Annotated in this window: 23 protein-coding genes and 1 tRNA gene; 12 read left to right on the forward strand and 12 right to left on the reverse strand. The window is 38.5% G+C overall.

Annotated features, from left to right (window positions below):
* Nucleotides 1–255 precede the first annotated feature (255 nt).
* The 7 genes from WA256_RS17460 to WA256_RS17490 form a co-directional block, all read right to left on the reverse strand.
* Entirely contained in the window at nt 256–1968 is a 1713-nt protein-coding gene (locus tag WA256_RS17460; protein WP_335992731.1) for a DNA polymerase, read from the reverse strand.
* A 1-nt stretch (nt 1969) separates the two neighbouring features.
* Nucleotides 1970–3445: a DUF5906 domain-containing protein gene (locus WA256_RS17465; protein WP_250661577.1), complete on the reverse strand. Its 1476-nt coding sequence runs from the start codon at nt 3443–3445 to the stop codon at nt 1970–1972.
* Nucleotides 3445–3909, reverse strand: a complete 465-nt coding sequence (locus tag WA256_RS17470) for a hypothetical protein (RefSeq protein ID WP_335992732.1) — start codon at nt 3907–3909, stop codon at nt 3445–3447. The genes WA256_RS17465 and WA256_RS17470 overlap by 1 nt, the downstream gene beginning before the upstream one ends.
* A 160-nt stretch (nt 3910–4069) precedes the next feature.
* Entirely contained in the window at nt 4070–4642 is a 573-nt protein-coding gene (locus tag WA256_RS17475; RefSeq protein WP_335992733.1) for a hypothetical protein, read from the reverse strand.
* 376 nt (nt 4643–5018) lie between these two features.
* Nucleotides 5019–5897, reverse strand: a complete 879-nt coding sequence (locus tag WA256_RS17480) for a hypothetical protein (protein ID WP_335992734.1) — start codon at nt 5895–5897, stop codon at nt 5019–5021.
* A gap of 96 nt (nt 5898–5993) precedes the next feature.
* The gene (locus tag WA256_RS17485; RefSeq protein ID WP_335992735.1) at nt 5994–6761 is read right to left on the reverse strand and encodes a hypothetical protein; all 768 of its coding nucleotides are present in this window, start codon (nt 6759–6761) and stop codon (nt 5994–5996) included.
* 217 nt (nt 6762–6978) lie between these two features.
* Nucleotides 6979–7176 (reverse strand): hypothetical protein, encoded by a 198-nt coding sequence (locus WA256_RS17490; protein WP_335992736.1) that lies wholly within the window; start codon nt 7174–7176, stop codon nt 6979–6981.
* 116 nt (nt 7177–7292) lie between these two features.
* Between WA256_RS17490 and WA256_RS17495 the strand changes: the two genes are divergently transcribed.
* Nucleotides 7293–7481: a hypothetical protein gene (locus WA256_RS17495; RefSeq protein WP_062086133.1), complete on the forward strand. Its 189-nt coding sequence runs from the start codon at nt 7293–7295 to the stop codon at nt 7479–7481.
* On the opposite strand, the gene WA256_RS17500 is transcribed toward WA256_RS17495, so the two are convergent.
* The 3 genes from WA256_RS17500 to WA256_RS17510 form a co-directional block, all read right to left on the reverse strand.
* Nucleotides 7473–7733 (reverse strand): hypothetical protein, encoded by a 261-nt coding sequence (locus tag WA256_RS17500; protein WP_335992737.1) that lies wholly within the window; start codon nt 7731–7733, stop codon nt 7473–7475. The two genes, WA256_RS17495 and WA256_RS17500, sit on opposite strands and share 9 nt — an antisense overlap.
* The gene (locus WA256_RS17505) at nt 7723–8808 is read right to left on the reverse strand and encodes a tyrosine-type recombinase/integrase (protein WP_335992738.1); all 1086 of its coding nucleotides are present in this window, start codon (nt 8806–8808) and stop codon (nt 7723–7725) included. Before WA256_RS17505 ends, WA256_RS17500 begins: the two co-directional genes overlap by 11 nt.
* Before the next feature lie 126 nt (nt 8809–8934).
* On the reverse strand, nt 8935–9954 hold the full coding sequence (locus WA256_RS17510) for a site-specific integrase (RefSeq protein ID WP_335992739.1): 1020 nt from the start codon (nt 9952–9954) through the stop codon (nt 8935–8937).
* Between the two features lie 198 nt (nt 9955–10152).
* On the opposite strand from WA256_RS17510, the gene WA256_RS17515 reads away from it, so the two are divergent.
* The 4 genes from WA256_RS17515 (at nt 10153) to WA256_RS17530 (ending at nt 14818) form a co-directional block, all read left to right on the forward strand.
* Complete coding sequence (locus WA256_RS17515; RefSeq protein ID WP_335992740.1) at nt 10153–11415, forward strand: site-specific DNA-methyltransferase; 1263 nt, start codon at nt 10153–10155, stop codon at nt 11413–11415.
* A gap of 152 nt (nt 11416–11567) precedes the next feature.
* Nucleotides 11568–12194 (forward strand): hypothetical protein, encoded by a 627-nt coding sequence (locus WA256_RS17520; RefSeq protein WP_335992741.1) that lies wholly within the window; start codon nt 11568–11570, stop codon nt 12192–12194.
* Nucleotides 12195–12230: 36 nt separating this feature from the next.
* A complete protein-coding gene (locus tag WA256_RS17525; RefSeq protein WP_442961450.1) occupies nt 12231–13922 on the forward strand; it encodes an ORC-CDC6 family AAA ATPase in 1692 nt (563 codons plus the stop codon).
* On the forward strand, nt 13922–14818 hold the full coding sequence (locus WA256_RS17530) for a hypothetical protein (RefSeq protein ID WP_335992743.1): 897 nt from the start codon (nt 13922–13924) through the stop codon (nt 14816–14818). The genes WA256_RS17525 and WA256_RS17530 overlap by 1 nt, the downstream gene beginning before the upstream one ends.
* 144 nt (nt 14819–14962) lie before the next feature.
* On the opposite strand, the gene WA256_RS17535 is transcribed toward WA256_RS17530, so the two are convergent.
* Nucleotides 14963–15847 carry a GIY-YIG nuclease family protein gene (locus tag WA256_RS17535; RefSeq protein WP_335992744.1) on the reverse strand — a complete coding sequence of 295 codons (885 nt, stop codon included), beginning with the start codon at nt 15845–15847 and terminating at the stop codon, nt 14963–14965.
* Between the two features lie 138 nt (nt 15848–15985).
* On the opposite strand from WA256_RS17535, the gene WA256_RS17540 reads away from it, so the two are divergent.
* The 7 genes from WA256_RS17540 to WA256_RS17570 all read left to right on the forward strand — a co-directional run bounded on the left by WA256_RS17540 (nt 15986) and on the right by WA256_RS17570 (nt 20169).
* Entirely contained in the window at nt 15986–16369 is a 384-nt protein-coding gene (locus tag WA256_RS17540; protein WP_335992745.1) for a helix-turn-helix transcriptional regulator, read from the forward strand.
* A 93-nt stretch (nt 16370–16462) separates the two neighbouring features.
* On the forward strand, nt 16463–17437 hold the full coding sequence (locus tag WA256_RS17545; protein ID WP_335992746.1) for a hypothetical protein: 975 nt from the start codon (nt 16463–16465) through the stop codon (nt 17435–17437).
* Nucleotides 17430–17906: a Panacea domain-containing protein gene (locus WA256_RS17550; RefSeq protein WP_335992747.1), complete on the forward strand. Its 477-nt coding sequence runs from the start codon at nt 17430–17432 to the stop codon at nt 17904–17906. The genes WA256_RS17545 and WA256_RS17550 overlap by 8 nt, the downstream gene beginning before the upstream one ends.
* Nucleotides 17907–18048: 142 nt before the next feature.
* A tRNA-OTHER gene (locus WA256_RS17555) sits at nt 18049–18126 on the forward strand.
* Between the two features lie 235 nt (nt 18127–18361).
* Nucleotides 18362–19069: a hypothetical protein gene (locus WA256_RS17560; RefSeq protein ID WP_335992748.1), complete on the forward strand. Its 708-nt coding sequence runs from the start codon at nt 18362–18364 to the stop codon at nt 19067–19069.
* Nucleotides 19070–19090: 21 nt separating this feature from the next.
* A complete protein-coding gene (locus WA256_RS17565; protein ID WP_335992749.1) occupies nt 19091–19594 on the forward strand; it encodes an RNA polymerase sigma factor in 504 nt (167 codons plus the stop codon).
* A 5-nt stretch (nt 19595–19599) separates the two neighbouring features.
* A complete protein-coding gene (locus WA256_RS17570; RefSeq protein WP_335992750.1) occupies nt 19600–20169 on the forward strand; it encodes a hypothetical protein in 570 nt (189 codons plus the stop codon).
* 241 nt (nt 20170–20410) lie between these two features.
* On the opposite strand, the gene WA256_RS17575 is transcribed toward WA256_RS17570, so the two are convergent.
* Nucleotides 20411–20915, reverse strand: a 505-nt coding sequence (locus WA256_RS17575) for a GDP-mannose 4,6-dehydratase (RefSeq protein ID WP_335992751.1), incomplete at its 5' end; no start/stop codon positions are given.

Below are 20915 nucleotides of genomic sequence, written 5' to 3' on the forward strand. Positions count from 1 at the left end.
CCTGCTTAGCCTGAACCCGAATAATTTGGTGCAGAGTTTATTTCACCTGAAAGGATATCCAGATCCGTTGATTTTTTTAACAAGACACAATAAGTACCTAATGCTCATATCAAAGAATATCCGCGTACGGATCCCACGGTAGTGCCCAGTAAAGAGAAGCCTTGAACCAACTGATTCAGGTTTAATACCAGATATACTCAAGTGTTCTTTAGTTTTTAAAATACGGCTAGAAACAATCAGGTTTTTATCAAAAATCTAAATTTGATGGAGTATATCTGGTATATCCCCACATTGTATTATCGGGTTATTTTCATGGTAAATACTGACTTCTGTCCGTAATAAAAGTTTACCGTCAAATAACTCATTGCAGGCAAAATCCATTGCCGTCTGAATTTTATCTATTACCTGCGATTGCTCCGTAACAGTTGCATTAACATAAATTGCATCATGCTGTGTGCAGATAAAGTCAATGTCATCGTACTTAGCTAACTCTGTGATAGCTAAGCGCATTAATGCTGCGCCATTGGATTGCATTGGAAAATTAAGAAGTTGCGTATCTTTTATCCTATCGTCGACAAAGTAAGTCCAACCATCCTGTGATTGCATGAATCTTTGCTCTCGGGCTCGGTTGATGCCAGCGTTTATCCATTGCCAGTAGGCTGAGAATGTTTCCTTATGCCAATCATGAATTTGCTGTGCTTTGTTATAAGCTTGTGCCATCGAAAGGTTGGTTGAAATAGCTTTAATATCTTTTGCTAATGACCAGACTGTTTTGCCATACCCTAATCCGATTTGTACAGTTTTAAATATTTGTCGTACTTCAGGATGAGTATATTTTGTAGCACTAGGTGGAGCAAAACCCGCTTGCTTTGCTAAAGCAATATACACATCGCCATCTACTGTGTTGTATGCCTGCATCAATTTCTGATCACCCGATAACACCGCAGCAATACCAATTTCTTGTTGGCACCAGTCAATTGCAATAACGCAGTGGTCAGGTTTTGGAGTGATAAGAGAGCGTATCCAAGCCCCTGCATTTAACAAGTATCCTTCCGATGGTTTAGGGCTGTTACGACCTGTTTTCTGACTCATTAAAAACAAGCTTGGTTTGATATATCCATCGTTGCTTAGCTGTCTTAAATCCCTTGAATTAATAGCGTTGATGAAAGTAATCGACTGATAAAACATGGTTAAATCTGGGTGGTGATTTGCCAATTCTTTTAAGTAGCTCTTATCTAAGTTTAAATAACTACCATTGCCCCACGTTTGCCATGGTATATTGTTAATATTAGCTAATAGCCTTAGCCTCTCATGGCTCAGTTTTCGGCCTTTATTGTCAGAGGTCGTTACATAAATCTCACCATATACATCATTTACTTTCTGCTGAATTCTATCAATGGTATCCGCTTGGTTAACGAACCAGTCATTGAGTTTATCTTGATCTATTGGAAAGCCAACCCCTTGTTTATCCAGTTTAACGATGGCCTTTATATACTCACCTCGAATGACCATTTGTTGAATAATGTCATTAGTTCTTATTGAATCCTGTAGCCTTGCATTTAACAGGTCTAAAACTCGCTTAAAGAAGTTTATTTGTCTATGGCTGTGGCTTGTCTCCAATTTCACATTAAAAACGTGATACGCGTTTTCTATACTGAGGTCTGCTGATTGATACTTTGGATGCGTTAGCATCAACATTTTGGCTTCAGCGGTTAAGTCAATCAAAGGCACTTGGGTTAACTGAAAGCCTGTTTCTAATGCAGTTTTGACTAAAGCAGTTAAATCAGAAGTTAACCATATAGCTTTAGGGTGCTGTAGCTGTAATTTTGTAAGTTTTATCTCTAACTCACTACCTGAGCGGCAATAGACACTTACCTGATTTACCATTGGTGATATACCGCAGCAATATTCTAACTGGTAGCCATTGCTGCTTATATCGCTTCGGATAGAAACGGAGAGGATATCCATATCACGACTCCATTGTCATTACTTCATCAAGGCTAAGCCGCCTACCTTCGGCTGGCGCAATTCCTGCGTAGAAAATACGACCATTCTCTTCAGAGCGCTTTTTCCACCTTGCTCCTTTTCGATTAACCAACCAATCAACAAACTGATCATACTGAGGCTTACTTTGTAGTCCTTCTACTTTCAATTTTTCTTTAATAATTGAAGCTGCAACTTCTGATTGCTCGTCTACTTGCCAGTGTTTACTGAAAATAATGTCAAAATGTTCAAAGTACTGCTCTGTCAGTGCTTTTACATCATTATCTGTATCAGTTTGTATGCGGTAGTTGTCAGGGCAACGTTCTTCGTAACATTGCTCTGCATAAGCTAAAAAGCCTGATAACTCCGCCTTCAACCTTTCCTTCACTGTTGGGTCAGGTTTTTCGTCCACCATAGGCGAAATGCTTATATACAATAGACGACTGGTCATGAAATTATCACTAGTGACTTCTGGTGAGAAATTTGAGCATATCCACATTCTGGCGTTTAAGTAAGCCGTGTAAGCCTGCTTGCCTTTACGCTCTATCAGTACAGGATCAGATCCTGCACTTGCCAGTGTTTTAAATTCTTCACTAGACAAGCACTTGCGGTTGCTAGCATCGGGATAAATCACTAACGCTGCATGTTCAAAATGACTATTTAGAAACCGCTTTTCATTCGAGTTTATCGATGCGTTGGATATGGCGTTGTGGGCAGGCCCATAGAGTTCTTGCCCAATAATACGGGCAATTGCCGATTTTCCTTCTTCGCCATTTTCGCCATGCATCCATAACATTTGTCGCCCTTGATAGTTGCCAGTGTAGACACCGTACTGCCATGCAGCAAAAGCAATTGGGTCGCTCATTCTGTCAAGTATTCGCTGCCATGTGGGGAATTCTACGTTTGGGTCTGGAAAGTATTTGCTGCGATGCAGACACCAATTATCATCACCAGGCAACCCCATGATAACTGGCTCGGCAACTAACTCCGTATGGTTGAGCCAATACTTAACCAATTCATTAGCTTTACGTGGTGGTAGTGGGACACCTAACTCCTGTAACCAACGAGTCGATATTTCACGCGCAAGTATTTTATCAATTTCCTTTTCTAAGATAGGTTGCAAGGTCTTATCTTGCTCTGAAATCACTTCATAAGTAACTAGTTGCCCATTAACTTCGCTTTGTTTGAAGTTGGATAGAAAATAGCTCGCCGCATAGTGCATCGAGATAGGGTTGTCGCTATTTAACTCGGGAGATATAACACTGGACTCGAGTCCCGACTCAGCTATTGCTAGCTGAGCGGGAGATAACGAATCATAAATCGCTTTAGGTATGCAATCGAGCGCCTCGTCCCAAGGAATGCCTTTTCTGGCACACTCTCGTTTTGCAATTAACAAGCTATCAGTGTCATCACGCTTTAAAGTGTGCAGACGTTCCTGAGTATGCTTCGTTATCTGAGCCATTACGCAACCTCGTCGTACGCATCAATATGACAGAAGCTAACCCATTGGCTGAATTCCCTGCCATCATTGCCCTTCACCTTTTTACTACGGACTATGTAGGTGTCTTCTTCATTGATACCAAATTCTACAAGGTAGTCGTGTACTAACTTGCCTTGGCCATCAAAAATGACACCTTTTTTATCTCGCCACTCGGACGATTTAGTATCAAGGTACATACTCTGCCAACGTATTTTTACGTAGGGGTTGTTGTTTTTCGACAGAGCTTCGAAGTACTCAACGTTGCGAATTTTTACAGGTCGCTCAGCGTCGTTGAAGCTGGTCATACGGTCTTTAACCTGCTCTAAGGTTAGCGGCCTTTCGTCGCTAGTTATGTCGGCAGTAGCGGCTTCAACCTCAACTTGGTTCGCGTCTTTGTTGATACCTGCTTCGATGGCTGCTACTAGTTTTGCTTTGTTAAAAGTCATGGTGATTATCCTCTTGTTGACTTTGTGCCTAATTAACGTAATTAGGCGGTTAAGTTTGCCGAAATCGGCGGTTTTTAGGCGCAGCTGTCCCTTACTCGATTTCAGAGCAACTGCGCGGTTTTTATTACGGGTTAAGTTTGTTAAACGGTATGCTGGAGCGTTATTCGTCTGGATTGCCAATTAACGCTAGGTAGTGGTCTAAGTGTTCAATCGTAAAGTCACGCTTCACCATATCGGTAAAAAGCTTTTCGATTAACAGCACATCATTGGTTTGCGTCATGTCTTTATGCCAGTAGACACTGATTTCCAGATCGTTAGCACCTTCTATGCGCTCACCGTCTTCGTCGAGCTGATAACACAGGACAATGCTGGTTAACTCAGCAGAATCTAGGTGGCTTAAGTCATACAGCTTCTGACCTTGAAAGTAAGCATCGATGAACTCAAGCCCTTCAAACTCGCCATTTAGCTGAGGCTCTAGGATTAATGCTATCCATTCCCAGAATGTCATTTCTAACGAAATGGGCGCGGAAGTTAACTTTAACCTTAGCTTATTGGTGTCAGGGTTAGCGGTTAACCAATACGGTTCAAGTATTTGACGTAGCGGTTCGCCAACAATTGACACCATAGTTTCATAAGCAGCCTCTGATTGCTCAAAGATGTTATTTACTGCGTTGATGTTTACATTGGTTTGGCTATTTACTGCGCTAGCCGTTGCGCTTAAAGGCATATTCATAATGCACTCCTTTTACTACATGGTGGGGGTTGCCCCCGTTTCAAACTAAGTTCATTAAATCAACTTGTGTTTGCTGGTTATATTTCGTTTTGCCGTCACTCTGCATTTCTAATGCTTTTATCGTTTCGGCTAATTAACTCGTTTGCAGACTACAACTGCTTATGTCGTTGCCTGCTATGTACATTTGAACCCAACTTAAGCATGGTTAAAATTAAGTTCAGCCGTTGGCTGGCAACTGGGTTACTTGTTTATATCTAACCTAACTGCTCGTCCTTATAGCGGGTCACGACGTTGTATTTCGTCACCTGCCAGAGCATTACATATCACTTGCACCACTGAAGATATTCAATGGTGCAGCAAGCGGCTGAAAAAGACTTTAAAGAAATAACAGTGGGTTACTGCACTCCTGCAATGTGAACTCAACCAGTTGTGCAAAGTTCGTTGCTGGCGCATCTGTATTAATTGCTTTAAAAGGTGCTCTACCTTTATAAATGGCGGTCTTAGGGATAGGCACATAGTTCAATAAGAAAGACTTCATGCGCTCTTCACTGGGCAATTCCAGTCCCATTTCTTTTAACTGACGTTTTTTGTAGAAGCAGTGCTGGTGAATATGGTGAGTAATAGCACCCACAGGTGTGTATGGCTCAAATTCGTATATAAATTGCGCTATATCTTCAAGGAGATACAAAAACTTATTGCAACGCTCATTAAATTTTTTGGCCTTTAATCTTGCTTTGTCTGCATTAGACATAGGTGGCTTTGGCGTCAGCTTTTTAATTTGTTGACGGTAATGTTCTTCTTCATCCAGTTTATCAATTAAAGCTGAAGATAATCGGGCAATACCAATCAACTCATTTGCTGCACTAAAATGTTTTACGCTCGCTTGTTCTTGTGACCCTGAGGCATGATTTATGGCATCGTAACAAACTGATAGTGCACCAATAGCTAGAAAACCAGCGTCTATCACAGGGTGTTTTTCGTTTATATAGGTCGACACAATTGAATCGGACTGTGGTAATTCAATCAGTCTTGAGCTAAATAAGCCTTGATATATAGAAAAGCCATCTTCGATGAAATCAGCGGTGGCATGAGCCAGATCTGATAACACTTCTTGATCGAAGCTATCATTCGAAAATAACAAAGCAGTTGCTTGATCGACAACGAAAATGAAGTGATGCAAGTCTGCTTTAGCTAGCGCGTCTGTTAGCGGTTGGAATGAAGTTGTATTGGTTAATAGTTGATTTTTATTTAGCATTTCAGCCTCCTGTTTTAAAAGAGGCTATAGGTTATTAGCTTATCGCTGCCCGTTCTTGCACCCTGAACAGGGTGTTGTTTTGGTTAAGTAAAACAACTATCGCCAAATAGGAAAGTGCTTAATCGCTTCAAAGAAATACTTTTCTTCACTGACAATGCGCTTGAACCACTTATCTGGAGCATCATCCATGATGAATTTATTGTTTGTCTCATTTTGCAGCCACTTTTTTACTTTAGCACTCAATTGTTTTACATCGGGGGCATCGGTAAGAATAATATGAACTTGCTTTCTGATTGCGGGCTCTAACTCTTGGTATTGTCTGGGGATATTGACATCTTTAACCGTAGGGTTGTACTGACTTGCGTTACTATCTATCACTTGCCAGCACATTTGCGCTAACCTTGCTGTTTGAACTAACTCACCAATTCTGAATGACTTCACATATGAAAAAGCATTAACTTGTATCGCCTTGTACACATATTGCAAAGCTGCGATCAATGGAACAACAGGATGAATGACCAATCCTCTTTCAATTAATTCTGAGCAAAAGCGTTTAATATCTATCTGATTTTTAGCTTTATTAATGCTATGCCTAAGGTATAGCAACTCTGAAATGGCTATGGAAATATCGTTTATTATTTCAACATATTGCTCATTACCACTTTCACATGTTTGCCATATAATTTGAGCTAATTCTTCTATTTCTTCGGCATCCACACTTTGGCTGTCTATTTGAAACAACTCAATTAGTCTAAAAATTACATTACAATCAGATAGTTCATAGAACTTATTAAGCTCAGATTTGAAATCATTTTGCCAATCTATAGATTGATGTAGGTTTTCAATAAATTGCGTAAAGGCCAAAGCGTAATCCCTCAAAGATAAAAGCTATAATTTACATCCATATACTTTACATACTCCAGTATTTTGCTTTTTTATTAATTAATTTTTGTAGTAGTGAGGTTTTTTCAATAAAACTCGCTTTTGAGTGAAGTATATGAAGTATGCAATCCAGAGATAACGGTGATGGGAGTTGGAACAACTCACGTACACCTGTTGGTTGGACACAACCAACATATTCTTAATAATTCCTGTAGGCTTGTTTCTTCTTGATCTTTTGGTAATACGTTGACGCTCCTGCTGGGGTTAAGCCGCAGGTACTTATAAATGCAGCAATAATATCTTTCCGCTTGATGCCATCCTGAAGCTTCATTTTTAAGTAAACTTGAGTGGCTTTATCCATCTTGGTTTCAGGTAAGTATTTCTTTGTTTTGACCATAACTATCTTCAATAAATTTTTATTTCAGTATCTACAAGGTACTGGAAATCAGACAACAGTTGAAAATTAACCAAGTCTTGCTGATGATAAATTTATTAATTTGCGAGGTGGAACTGATGATAGAAAAGCAAATACGACTACCAAGTGGTCAACTGATCGGGCGAATTACTGATGTTGGCAATCGTATTGAAGCAAGAAGAACAGACGGTGTATTACTTGGCTGGTATTGTAAAGCTTCAGATAATACTCGTTTGGCAAATGGACATTTATATTGTTGGGGTAATGGGGTTCAAATGTTACTTTGAACCCTTAGCCTTTTTGTCAGCTTTCACTTTGGGTTTACGAGTTAAAGTTGTTTGAATCGGCGATTGATTTGAGGCTTTAACACGATATTCCAAGTAAATAACATGCTCTCCAGATTTCTGATCGAACACTTGTTTAACCCGCTTCAGTTTAGAATTACCGTCAGATTCAAAACCAAACAATTTATCAAGTATATACAGCGCTTTATTCCACCAGCCAGCTGATGATTCATGTAAAACATCGTTAATCAACATGGTTACCTCCAATTGGTTGTAATCGTTCCAAAATATCACGTGCTTTGGCTGTAATATCTTTTCGTTCAAGGTGTGCGTAAATTTGAGTGGTTTTTATATCTGTATGACCAAGCACTTCTTTTACTTCATACAGGTTTAAACCAGCTTGTACTAATCGACTTGCACAGGTATGACGCAAATCGTGAATTTTGAAATTTTCAATACCAGCTCGTTTAATCGCAGCTCTAATACCTTTAGCTTGATAACCTCTCGGCTGCCCTGTTGAGTTCGTAAAAACAAATTCTTCAGATAACCGATTTTGGAATCGACGTTTAAAAATCTCTTTAACACGGTTTGTCATGTAGATAATTGATTCGTTTCTAACCTTGGGTCGCCACAAGTTTAATGTACCTTCTTCAATATTTATTGAATCCCACTTAATAGCTGCAATTTCCGAGTATCGCGCTCCAGTATCAAGAAGACACACTACCAAATCATAATTATCTTGATATCGACGGTTTTCCTCCGCTGTTCTGTACTCATAATCAGGGCGAAACGGACGTTTACGCTTGGGGTCTAATTCGGTAAGCAGCCTTGCTTCTTCTTCGTGGGATAAGTAACGCAAGCGATGCTTAGGTAACTTAATTTTAGGGAACGATACCTCTTTCACACTGTAACCATGCTCTTTAGCCCAATTTACAGCACTTCTAATGGCCTGAAAATTGTGTTTAATAGTTTGTGGTGCTATACCTTCTTTTTCACGCGACACCTTAAATTTAGTTAAATCTGAGTCACGAATCTGGTCTACATAAACATCAACATTAACTCGCTCGGTTACTGTTTTGACGTTGGTAAATGCATAGTTTTGGCTTCCAGTACCTTGTTTTTCATCAAGGTATCCATTCAGAGCTTCGCGCAATGTAATTCTTGGTCGCTCTCCTAATTCGTCAATCTTATGCAGTTCATCTCGCCATTCTCGCTCCATACGTTCCGCTGTTCGCTTATTTGAAGTTTTTGAACTTTTACAGTAGGTTTTTCCGTTAAAGTTAAACTGGATGTAGTAGTTACCAACACCGTTTCTTTTAAATACACTCATAATCATAAATCCTATTAAATTGACTCGTACCAAGTCATACAGCTTCATAGCTATTTATGTTTGAGTTCAACAGGCTTACCAGATCTCGGCGAAACTTTTATCCTTGTTCAGTGCCAAGTTAGATTGTTAATTGTTATTGAGAATTTCAGCTGCTTGATTTGCTACAGCCTTTTGCTCCAAGTGAGAATAGCGCTGTGACATTGAAATATTTGAGTGCCCTAAAAGTTTAGAAACTGCAAATAAGCTCATACCGTTTTTAACTAGTTTGGACGCTGTTGTATGACGAATGGAGTGAGTGCAAAACCCATCTAAACCAAGCTCTTTATATACGTTTTGAATTGATTTAGGTGTAGTTCTGCGTAAGCCACCTGCTTTTGATGGGAATACGAGTTCTTTTTGGGTACTCGATTCGTATCGACGTTTTAAAATATTTAATGAACGCTCTGTAAGTTTCAGGACAGATGCCGTATTTGTTTTAGTTCGCCACAAGTGAAGTTCAGCTGTTTCTAAATCGACAGATTCCCAATGTAATTGTTGGATTTCATTTAATCTAGCCGCAGTATCCAGCAATAAAACTACCAGGTCATAATCATCTGGATTTTTGTTCAGTTTCAATCGTTCGAGTAGCTGAACTTCTTCATGGTTAGACAAGGTTCTAGTTCGTTGATTATTAACACGTAGTTTAGGTATTACAAGATTTTCTGGTTGCAAGTAACCGGCTGATTTTGACCAATTAACAACCCCTTTTAAAGTGGTAAGCATTAACCTGATAGTGCCTTCTGTAACCCCATCTTTGCGTCTAAGCGATACCAACCTCGTTAAGTGACCACCATTTAAGCCATGTAAATCAGCTTGGAGTGAATACACACGGGATAGTTGAGCATTCAGCGTTCTAATCTGTGTATCAAGGTTTTGTTGATTGACCGAGCCACTCTTGCTAGTTGCGTATTCCAGTATTGCTTCAGCTAAAGTGATAATCGGTCTATCACCTAATACGTGCTGCCTATACAACGTTTCTCGTAGTTGACTCTCAAAGCGCAATGCTAGTGACTTTTTAGTAGTTTTAGTACTGCGAATTAACGTCTGGCCGTTGATATTGATTTCACAGTAGTAGAACCTTGAATTCTTACGTTTATAGATGGACATGCATTTACACCCTGTTTACACAATTATGTATACCGTCCAGTCTTTGAGGGTCGTTTACAACATCTACAACCATCTAATAATTGAAGGCTGCTCAATAGGTTAAGCAACAAATTTTATAGTTGGCATCCTTTTGTTAGTTATAAATTTAGTTTTATTTGCGATCGCGAGATATAATGCCTCGGACGTTAAGGAGAAGAAATGAGTTCAGTAGTACATTCGAAAATAGCAAACATAGCAGCATCTCTAGGCTTAGAAATGCAGCTTGACTTGGATTTTGACTCAATAATAAAGAATCTCAATGATCTAGATCTAAAAGCAGATTGCACTCTGTTTTGCGGCGACAATTTAGACGTCTTGGCATCGCTGTATGAATCACAGCAAAATAACGTTGATTTTTGCTATATAGATCCTCCCTATAACACGACTAATTCATTCATCTACAATGATACTAGGGTGAGTCAGCAGAGCGGCTTATTTGGCTCTCATTCTTCATGGATGTCATTTATGTTACCAAGGCTTGTTTGGGCGCGTGAACTTTTAAAAGACACAGGGATCATCACTGTTAGTATTGATGATTATGAACAGCCTTATCTAAGAATTCTTCTTGATACTATTTTTGGAGAAGATAATTTTATCGGTAATATAGCTGTTTGCAGAAGCGTGAATGGAAAAGGTAGTAAAAAAAATATAGCGGTGAACCATGAATATGTCCTTGTATACGGTAAATCTAGCAAAAGCAAAATACTTGGAATGGCTGATGACGCTTCAAAATATGATAAAGAAGATGAATATGGGCGCTATAAAGTGGATGGTTTATTTAGGAAAAAAGGTGACGCTAGTAGACGAGAAGACCGGCCCAACATGTTTTACCCACTATATTACAATGATGAAGGAAAAGTATTTACAGAAAATACTACGGGCAATCTAAAAGAAGCATATCCTCTTGATAGCAAAGGGATAGAGCGTCGCTGGCTCTGGGGTAAAGATAAAGCGAAAAATGAGGCTTGGAAGCTATACGCTAGTCCAAATGGTGTCATATATGTTAAAAACTATAGTACAGCAGAAAAGAGAACCAAAATAAGAAGCTTGTGGAGTGATAACCGATATTTAACAGAAAGAGCCACCAAGCAAATAAAAGACATTTATGGAGATAAGGTCTTTGAAACCCCGAAGCCCATTGAGTTAATCGAAGACCTTCTGTTTTCACACACTTCTGATAGTTCGTTAATATTAGATTTTTTTGCTGGAACAGGCACCACAGCTCATGCAGCACATAATTTGAACTGTATCGACGGTGGTAAACGCAAAGTCATTTTAGTTGAGAAAGACGAACCTATAGCGCCATCCCATATCGCAGCAAAAATGGGATTTAATCTTATATCAGACATCACAGAAAAAAGGCTAAAACACATTTCTAATATTGATACAAATTACAAGTTTTCTGTACACAACTTCAATTAAAATTTTTTATTGTTTTAAATAATTAATTGGCTCTGAAATGTCAGAGCCAATTAATTACTAAACTTCATCAATATCGATACAACTAGATCTTTACGCACAAACTGCAACGCGATAACATCTTGATATATGTTACTTTATCAAGGAATGAAATTTTGCAGTATAGCCGGTTAAACAAAGTTAATAAAAAATATACACAAGGTAGTATTAGAAAACGTATTGAGCAGTTCTTCTTAGATAATTTGGGAGTAATTGTAACTAGAGAGCAAATTCAACAAGTCGCCACCAACCCAGATACAGGTGTTGTTCCCGAGAATTGGCATCAGCGACTTTCTGAATTGAGAACCGATTTAGGTTACACAGTATTGTCATGGAGAGATACAAAGGACCTAACAGTTAGCGAATATGTCATGCCAAATGCTGAAAAACGCGAAACGGCTAAAAGCAGAAAAGCAATCAATAAAAAAATAAAAGCAGACCTACTTAAGCTTAACCCCATTTGTTCTCATCCTGATTGCAACCTGAGAGAAGGTGATATAGACCCAATAGGCGGTGGTACTGTTAAACTACAAGTTGATCATAAGACTGCGCATGCTGATAATGATCAGGGTGAACACACATTAGAAAACTTTCAATTACTTTGTGGTAGACATAATGTAATTAAAAAGAACTTTTGGGATGATCAAACAGGTAAAATTAACACTGTAGCTATTTTGCAAGCTATTCCAGAAAAAGATAAAAAGCTCGCCTTAACTTGGTTAAAGGGATACTTCAAAGAATAGTGTTTGCTAACTAAGTAATAGGTTTTAGGGATCGTGATGGTTTATAAGTCCGCACAAAATAAAATTGAAGATGCATTAGAGCAGGCTGAATTTGAAGAGCGTGCAGATTATTTGGAGTTCGAAAAGCTTAACGATTGGACTGTAACTAGTAAGCACTTCAACAATATTCAAAAGAAGTTGATCCAAGTTGGTGCAAAATTAATAACAGGTCCAAGGGGAACTGGCAAAACACATCAAATGCGCTTTGCTCATTACTCTTGCGTAAATGACAACTCCAAACCTTTGTCAATTTACGTTACTTTCAACCACTATTTACGGCTAGAAACCTACCTTCATGAAAGCTCTAACGCTATCAGCATATTTCACTCATGGGTACTGGCAAAAATAGTGATAGCTTGCTTCGAAGAATATAAAATATTACCCCAGAATATAGAGTTCACCGAGTCGGATTTAAGAAGCTTTGTAATTGATATTGAAAAGCAGAATTACTCTGAAGAATATAAAGAATTAGTTTCTTTTTTAAATGTCAGAACCGTTCAGGATTATATAGAAAGCGTTCTATCTCACACAAATCGTAAACGAGCTATTTTATTATTAGATGACGCTGCACTTACTTTAACTAATGACTATTTAGTAGAGTTTTTTGATATTTTTAGAAGCTTAAAAAGTACAAAAATTTCACCAAAAGCAAGTGTTTACCCCGGCTCTACTAAATATGGTCCAAGATTTCACTTGGGGCAAGATGCTGAAAGAGTTCCGTTATGGCTAAATGTTTCCGACCCTGAATATATTGATTTCATGAAGGCCGTTATTACTGCAAGGTTTAGTGATAATCTAACAATAGACGATGACATGAAACAGCTTTTAATGTTCTGCTCTTTTGGAATACCAAGAGCTTACATTATGTTTATTAGATCATTCATTGAATCCGATCGGAAAACTGCACAATCAAAGTTTAATTCAATACTTGAAGAAAAATGTAAAAATATCATTGAGGAATATAAATCTATATCCCAAAAGCTGAGTCAGTTTACTGGAATTATTAATATTGGAGAGACATTTTTAAACTCAATTCTCAGTGAAGTAAAAGCTTTTAACTACGAAAAGACTCAGTCAGAGGAAAAGGTCATATCGATAGGTATATCGGATATCGATAATAAGGCCGAAAGAATGATTAAATTTCTTATTGAAGCAGGGTTACTTTATGAGCAAGATGAAGTTTCCCATGGGCCTGGAAGAAAGCTTCGAAGATTCATTCCGCATATATCGTTGTTAGTTAATACAAAATCAATAATTAAGAGCCGAGGCTTTAAAGCTTCTGACATATTAGATGTTTTAAATAACAAGAAACCACCGCAACCCGTAAGGCGTAAGTTTAATAAATTACTTTCAAATGATGACATTTCCTCATTAGTCTTAAATTTGCCTCCATGTCCTTCATGTCAATCACAAAGAATTGCTGAAGGGCAGAAGTTCTGCCATATCTGTGGCAGTGAATTGGTTGATGGTTCTATTTTCAAAAAGTGTATGGCTCAAAAATTATTAGAAATTCCACTAACACCTTTTCAAAAGAGAGTTATTGCAGAAACTCCGTATGAAACTATCGAAGACGTAATATCGTCAAGTGATACTGCTGCCGAGCTTAGGCGAATAAAGGGAGTTGGGAAGGTTCATTCAGAGAGAATCGTTAACAAAATAGTTTCATGGACCAATGAGTTTTTATATTAATGGCGAAAATAAAACAAACATTCAACCCATCAATATCTGGCACACGAAAGTCTTCAAGCATAAAGTCCATCAGTTTCTTCGATAATGAATATATTGAGGAAGATAAGTCTCCGATTGATCTGTTTAATGCCAAAAAGCAAAATAATTTAAGACTATTAGGGGCTTCTCTACTAAACCCTACTACTGGTGCTTATACGTCACTAGCTGCCGAAAAAAGCGCTGAATGGCAACAACTTTCAAACTTGCTAATTCTAGGTTTCGTATCCTCTGTAGAAAGTTATTTCCGCTGCGTAATCAGGCGCTTAATATCAATCGACGAACACAGTCGAAAGCTAAGCTATAAACACATGCTTCCTTATGGTGCAGCGGTGTATCATCATACATCTTTATTGCCTGAAGCATTATTAGAAAGTACTTCATTTCATAGCAGTAAAAATATTAAAGACACTGTCAATAAATTTACCGGTATTAGCCTGAATGATAACAAGTATAAAGAGCTTACAGATATATTTAATGAATTCGATATTGTTGGGCATCTGAGACACTGTGTTGTCCATCGTTCAGGACATTTAGGCTCCACTAACGCCATGGCTCTTGGGTTGGATGAGCATTACACATACCTAGAAAAACCAATACATGTAGATCTACCAGCGATACAAGAGATTGGGCTAGTTTGTGAAAACCTAGTAAGAGTTGTAAATGACGTGCTATTTGCTGAAGTTTTGCTACGAAGCTCGAAGTATTTCGATTGGACTGGTGACCTAAGAAAAGACAAAAAGAATTTTACGTTATTTTTTAATTTATTTTCGCCAGAGTCTACTGATAAAGATAAAAAGCTAAAGTCATGTTATGTTGAGTTTATTAGCCTTACAAACGCGAAAGTAAAAACTCGATAGATATACTAATCACACCTTTACTTATAAAGTATAAGTATGCCTGTAAGGAATTTGCCTGTAAATACAGAAAGTTAACAGTATTGTTCAGACACATATTAGGGAAAGTGTTAGCGGGGTTGGCCTTTTACTCGTAAAAGGCCATTTTTAAGAGTTGGTTTCAAGTTCTTTCAAGCTAATACCGCTAGAATCTAACCAGTGGTTTCTGCCATTAATTGCATATCCAACAAGTACCGCAGCAGCTTGTGATGGACTGGTAAACAAATAATCTTGAGTAAATACAAAGTTATTACCGTTATCAATCACAACTCCAGAATCGATGAGCTTTGTTCTAAGCTTTTTGTAACCGTTTGATAAACTATCTTTGACTAATTTGCTGGCAAAAGAGCCCTCTGTTACAACAATTCCTTCGTCATTCAAAATGGCCTGTGCCTCTAACCCTTTTACGTTTAAAAATAGCTTAGTTTCACTAGCTAGTTCATCTAGCTTATCAAGTTTCTTTTCCAAAAAGTTTGAAGGTTTATGAATTAATGGTTCGAGTGTTTTATGCCCCAAAACGCCCAGTAATGTTTTAAGGTTTTGAAAATACTCCTTCATTGAGGCTTGCTCACTTCTAGGTAAAGTAGGCTGGTTTGGCGTATTACCGTTTAAGAGTAATTGCCTATTTGCGTTTTTAGCTGCTTTAACTAACTCAGATTCTAGAAACTTAACATGTGATTTCGTTAGGTTTTCATCTTTACTCGTAAAAAATACGATCTCGTTCCAAAAGTCTTTGTTGGCTAAATGGTTAAGAACTCGATCATATACGTTTTCTGCTTCACCTATATAGACTGCAGGCTCACCGGATTCGTCATCAACGCCATATAAAAAGTAACATCCCGGCTTCTTAGATTCCGGCCAGTCATTCAAGCTCTTAACATGCTGCCTTGGACAAGATATTGCTTGCCCTGTCCAGTTAACTATCTCAGCATGCTTAACTCCTGTTACTGAACCGTCATCTAAATAGATTCTAATTGTTCTTCCTAAACTCATATTCTGCTGCTTAATCAACTGATTTATAGCAATTAAATTAACACTTTATTGCTCCACTAAAAAGTAAAACATACTTCTAGTACTTGAGTATGTTTAGTTAGATAGTTTGGACAAATAGATCAAATGTAAGGTAAACACATGAATAAACTTGAGTATGATTTACTAGAAAAGTACCTAGAACAGCTATCTTTCAGAACCAATAACGCTATACGTGAGCTTCAGCAGGTACAGCGACATTTGGAGTCGTTCCAATCTCATATATCGAAACAATCATTCGTCTCCCAATCCATGCCTAAATTTGACTCACTCCATTTGAGTACACATTCGGCTCAAATTAAAAATAAAAGCCCGAATGACTTAATTCGGATAAAGGAAGTTATTCAAATGACTGGTTTATCGCGCTCTACCATTTATAAACTGCAGAATATAAAAGAATTCCCTGAGTCAATAAAGTTAAGCAGTCGTTCAGTAGCGTGGCTTCGTGCGGCAGTAGAAGCTTGGATTCAAGATAAAATAGCTTAGCATTTAACCTTTATTATTCCAGTATTCAAAGGCCAGTGGCCATGATATTATTTATAACACATTGTAATTCGTAAATTTTCAAGGAAGAGCAAAGTGTTTAGTAAATTTGGGTTCAGTGGAAATTCGGATTTTTTCCTAAGGCTTGGAGATGGATTTGGCAAAGGCTTATTTATACTTTTAGCAGCAATTGGCACAGTGCTTCTATCAGTAGGTGGTGCTTTTGCCGGCAGCTTTAAAGCCACCCAAGGTTGGACATCTGTAAGTGGGTTTTGGGATTCTTTCAGTTTTATTCTTTTTAACCCCTATTCAGCGTTAAGCTTTGGTACTATTTTTTTCCTATTCGGTGCAATAGGCACATATCAAGATCAAAGCAAGCAAAATAAAAGAATGAGCACGCTTGAAGATGAGAATTTAAAATACACTGAAACTAAAAGCGCTCTCAATACTGCGCAAGAAGAAGTACAAGAAACAAAATCCAAACTAATCGAAAAACACAATGAGCTTGTCACTACCTTTCTAAAGGGAGTTTTCAGACAAATGGATCTGGATACACACGCTCGCGTGTCACTTTATTACGAGCATGACGAAGAATTTTATATTCTGGCTAGGTATTCAGCTAACCCAACTTACTCTAAAATTCACCGCCAGAAGTTCCCATTAAATCAAGGTGTAATAAGTAAAGCATGGCAGCACAACTGCCATGAAGAAGTAAAATGCCCCTCTGCAGATGACTTTGAAGCATACAAACAATACCTTGAGGATACTTATCAATACGAAAGTGATAAGATAAACGCACTGGCAATGAATAGTTGCAGATACTATGCAAAGGCAATTGTTGATGCAGATGTGCATATCGGTGTTATAGTATTTGAAAGTACCAAAGAAAATTTTCTTGATGAAGACCTCAAAGAGCAAATAAACAGCTACTGTGAGAGCCATCAGGGTCAAATTGCAAAATTTGTAAGAGATAGCTTGAACTTTGATAAGGAAGTAACAATCAAACGTTCAGGTATACAGTTATCGGTAGAAGATGATCTATTAAAAGAGTTAAGGGGGAATCATGAATAAATTACAAAATATTATAGCTTTTATTTGTGCAAACTACCCACATAAGTCAGAGCTAACAAAAGCGAGAGTTACTAAGCTTGTGTATCTTGCAGATTGGTTTTCATCACTTCTTGATAAGAAACAAATGACTGATATCGAGTGGGTATTCAATCATTATGGCCCTTATGTTGATGATGTAGTAGACGCTGCTCATAGCTCTTTTGGTTTCAAGATTGAACACCAAAATACCATGTATGGATCGTCAAAATATGTCCTTTCATATAACGGTAGTGATGATGCGATCAAGCTTGAGGAAAGAGAAAAAGAAATCTTAAATGCAGTTATGGAAAAAACAAAAACTATGTACTTTAACCAGTTCGTAGACTATGTATATTCAACTTACCCTGTTAAGACAAAAGAAAGGTATTCTACGTTTAACTTAGTCAAGCTAGCGGAAGATTACACGAGAAAAGAAGCCGCATCAGCATAGTGGTAACACTATGCTAAGGCTTCCCCAAAAAACACAAGCCTTACCAGTGTAATTGCAGCTAACATCGATATTCTTTACCATTTAGGAATAACTTCGTACCGCAACCGGTAACGCTGTTCCACATTCCCTTCTATCAGCTGCAATTTTAGTGGCTTGAAACTCTTGAAAACGGGGCCTCATAATCGTTAGGTCCCCAGTTCAAGTCTGGGAGGGGCCACCACTTTCTTACTGTAAAAATCCAAAATTAAAGCTTACAGCTGTTTTTATAGCTGCGTTCCACCTCTTTTTAATCTTTAAAATTCAACGAAATAAAATTATTTTTCATTTTTTAAAAATATTTTGTCAGGTTTTCTGTGTTCGTCTCGTCTATAGCTGCAAATGACACGAAGTTGTTCTATTCGGTGGTAGCAATAGGCAGTGTCTTGTGTATCTATTTTTACGAAAAGGACAAACTCATGACGACTACAACATCAACTGTGAATACGCTAAAACTTGATTCAACGAATGCACCATTTAGTGATGCTGCTGTTTGGTTAAAAGAAGGGTGGGGGCTATTTAAAAAAGCACCGTTTAAACTTTTTTTACTTATGACGCTGTTCGCTATTGTGCCTGGTTTAGTGCAGCTATTACCTGCGCCTACAGGTTTAACAGTATCAAAATGGTTAGCGCCTATGTTAATGGCAACGGTGTGGCCATTGTTGTTTAACCTGAATAATCAGCAAGGCTTTTCATTTAAGCATAATGCAACATGGGCTAAGTGGGGGCGAGTTGCCGTGTGGTCAGTTGTTGGTATTTTACTGGCGCTGGTGCAATTTGCAGTAGGGAGTGCTTTGATTGGTAGTGAGCAGTTATCGGCTTTATTGTCAGGTCAGTTTGTTGATGTTGAGCGCTGGCGCGTAGGAGTCATGTTTGTATCAATTGTTCCTGTAAATATGTTGCTTATGTTTGTGGTACCTCTGTTACTTTTAAACAATGCTTCGCTTAGTAAAGCTGTTAAAGGAGGCATTACAACGGCACTAAAGGTGATTAAACCATTAAGCATGCTTTGTTTGATTAATATGCTTGTTACCTTTACTGCTCCTTATAGTCTTTTACCTATGTTGTTGGTAGGGCCGGTATTAGCATGTACCTACTTTTGTGCCTATAATCGTTTGTTCAAATAATAATAAAAACATGGAAGTACAGTGAAAGCTGATGTTCAAATAAACACATTGCTGAATGAATACGCGCCGCTGTTGGCGCGTGTTGCTGCAACTTACGAGATCAATCAAGCGCTACAAGATGAGCTAATTCAAGAGATGTCGTTGGCTGTTTGGCGCGCTTTTGAAAGTAGTGACTCATCACCCGATGTTGCCTTTCGTGGCGATGCCAGCATAAAAACCTATATTGCCCGAATAGCTCACAATAAAGCGGTTGATCATGTGATAAAAGAGCAAAACCGCAAAGAGGTGGCAAGCTCTGAAAGTATTGATTACACCCAAGCCTTAAGTGCGCATAAGTCACCAGACGACAGTTTAGATTTAATGGCTGCCCTTCGTAAATTAACGCTGAAATATCGGCAGGTGCTTGCTTTACAGCTTGAAGGGTTTAATCAAAGTGAGATAGCTCAAACGCTGGGACTGTCTGAAGATGCTGTTGCTAAACGTGCAAGTAGAGCAAGACAGCAAATTGCGAGCCTAATGGAGTAAATAACGTGGATAAATTCGAAGCAGATGATCAATTAGCTAAGTGGCAGCAGGCATTTGTGCAAGCAACGCCGAAAGTGGATAGTGCAGCGTTAATAGCACAAACGCAAAAGTCGCGAACTAAGTTAAAGCTAAAAGGGTTAATCGACTCATTTTTAGGTGTTGTGGTAACCGTATTTTGTATTTACGCCATGTTATTTGAGGCAAAAAACACCTATGAAACCATTATGTTTGCGCTATTAGTGCCTATTCCTTCAGGTTTTGGAATTTGGTCATACCGTTTAAGACGAAAGCTTTGGCGAGCAGAAACGTTAGACGTTAATGCAATGCTTAATTTTAAAGAAAGCCAGCTGAAGCATCAAATTCATTACTGGCATGTGAGTTTTATTGGCTGCGTTGTGCTTTGGTGCGCTTTGTTAATCGTTGCCTTGTTTAATATGGTTATGTTTAAAACATACAGCCTATGGCTTATCCAGCTTGGTATTAATGGCATTATCGTGCTGGCTGTTTATATACGCTATAAAAAACTAAAAGCACAGCTAGCTGCAGCACTTGCGAGCATTCAAGCAATGCGCTGATGTGCGGCTTGACGAGCTGTTACTAAAACTTATATAACTGACTATTCAAATAATAATAAAGGATATAGAGATGGAAGTTTTATACAGTATTTTGTTTTGGGGATCGCCTGTCGGCTTAGGGTTGTTCTTTTTCTTATCGTGCACGGGGGCTGGGGTACTTTTCTGGGGTATTGCGCAGCTTAAGAAAGCCTCATCAAATTAAAAAGCCGATGTGTGAACATCGGCCTTATAATGACTTTGACTATTTGTAACCGTTCGGGTTATTGCTTTGCCAGCGCCATGTATCCTGCATCATCTCATCGATACCACGCTCTGCTTGCCAGCCAAGCTCTTTTAACGCTTTTTCTGGAGCTGCGTAGCAAGCTGCAATATCGCCAGCTCGGCGCGGCGAAATTTGGTATGGTACGGCTTGACCACTGGCTTTCTCAAAAGCGGTAACCATTTGCAGTACTGAATAACCATTACCTGTGCCTAGGTTAAATACGTGCGCACCTGTATCACTTGCAATTCGGTTCAGCGCTTTTAAGTGACCTAATGCTAAGTCGACGACATGGATATAGTCACGAACACCTGTACCATCTACAGTATCGTAGTCATCCCCAAACACACCTAGCTTTTCTAGCTTACCCACAGCGACTTGCGAAATATAAGGTAATAAGTTGTTAGGAATACCATTTGGGTCTTCACCAATAAGACCAGATTCATGTGCGCCGACAGGGTTAAAGTAACGTAAGATAACAAAGGCA

It is taken from the genome of Pseudoalteromonas sp. CH_XMU1449-3, from assembly GCF_037027245.1.
Classification (GTDB): Bacteria; Pseudomonadota; Gammaproteobacteria; order Enterobacterales; family Alteromonadaceae; genus Pseudoalteromonas; species Pseudoalteromonas shioyasakiensis.

Coding starts and splice junctions, on each gene's coding strand:
- WA256_RS17540 (WP_335992745.1), top strand. CDS start 15,986: ATGAATAAACTTGAGTATGATTTACTAGAAAAGTACCTAGAACAGCTA.
- WA256_RS17560 (WP_335992748.1), top strand. CDS start 18,362: ATGACGACTACAACATCAACTGTGAATACGCTAAAACTTGATTCAACG.
- WA256_RS17505 (WP_335992738.1), bottom strand. CDS start 8,808: ATGAGTGTATTTAAAAGAAACGGTGTTGGTAACTACTACATCCAGTTT.
- WA256_RS17525 (WP_442961450.1), top strand. CDS start 12,231: ATGGTTTATAAGTCCGCACAAAATAAAATTGAAGATGCATTAGAGCAG.
- WA256_RS17535 (WP_335992744.1), bottom strand. CDS start 15,847: ATGAGTTTAGGAAGAACAATTAGAATCTATTTAGATGACGGTTCAGTA.
- WA256_RS17480 (WP_335992734.1), bottom strand. CDS start 5,897: ATGCTAAATAAAAATCAACTATTAACCAATACAACTTCATTCCAACCG.
- WA256_RS17500 (WP_335992737.1), bottom strand. CDS start 7,733: ATGTTGATTAACGATGTTTTACATGAATCATCAGCTGGCTGGTGGAAT.
- WA256_RS17490 (WP_335992736.1), bottom strand. CDS start 7,176: ATGGTCAAAACAAAGAAATACTTACCTGAAACCAAGATGGATAAAGCC.
- WA256_RS17495 (WP_062086133.1), top strand. CDS start 7,293: ATGATAGAAAAGCAAATACGACTACCAAGTGGTCAACTGATCGGGCGA.
- WA256_RS17460 (WP_335992731.1), bottom strand. CDS start 1,968: ATGGATATCCTCTCCGTTTCTATCCGAAGCGATATAAGCAGCAATGGC.
- WA256_RS17515 (WP_335992740.1), top strand. CDS start 10,153: ATGAGTTCAGTAGTACATTCGAAAATAGCAAACATAGCAGCATCTCTA.
- WA256_RS17465 (WP_250661577.1), bottom strand. CDS start 3,445: ATGGCTCAGATAACGAAGCATACTCAGGAACGTCTGCACACTTTAAAG.
- WA256_RS17510 (WP_335992739.1), bottom strand. CDS start 9,954: ATGTCCATCTATAAACGTAAGAATTCAAGGTTCTACTACTGTGAAATC.
- WA256_RS17470 (WP_335992732.1), bottom strand. CDS start 3,909: ATGACTTTTAACAAAGCAAAACTAGTAGCAGCCATCGAAGCAGGTATC.
- WA256_RS17530 (WP_335992743.1), top strand. CDS start 13,922: ATGGCGAAAATAAAACAAACATTCAACCCATCAATATCTGGCACACGA.
- WA256_RS17475 (WP_335992733.1), bottom strand. CDS start 4,642: ATGAATATGCCTTTAAGCGCAACGGCTAGCGCAGTAAATAGCCAAACC.
- WA256_RS17550 (WP_335992747.1), top strand. CDS start 17,430: ATGAATAAATTACAAAATATTATAGCTTTTATTTGTGCAAACTACCCA.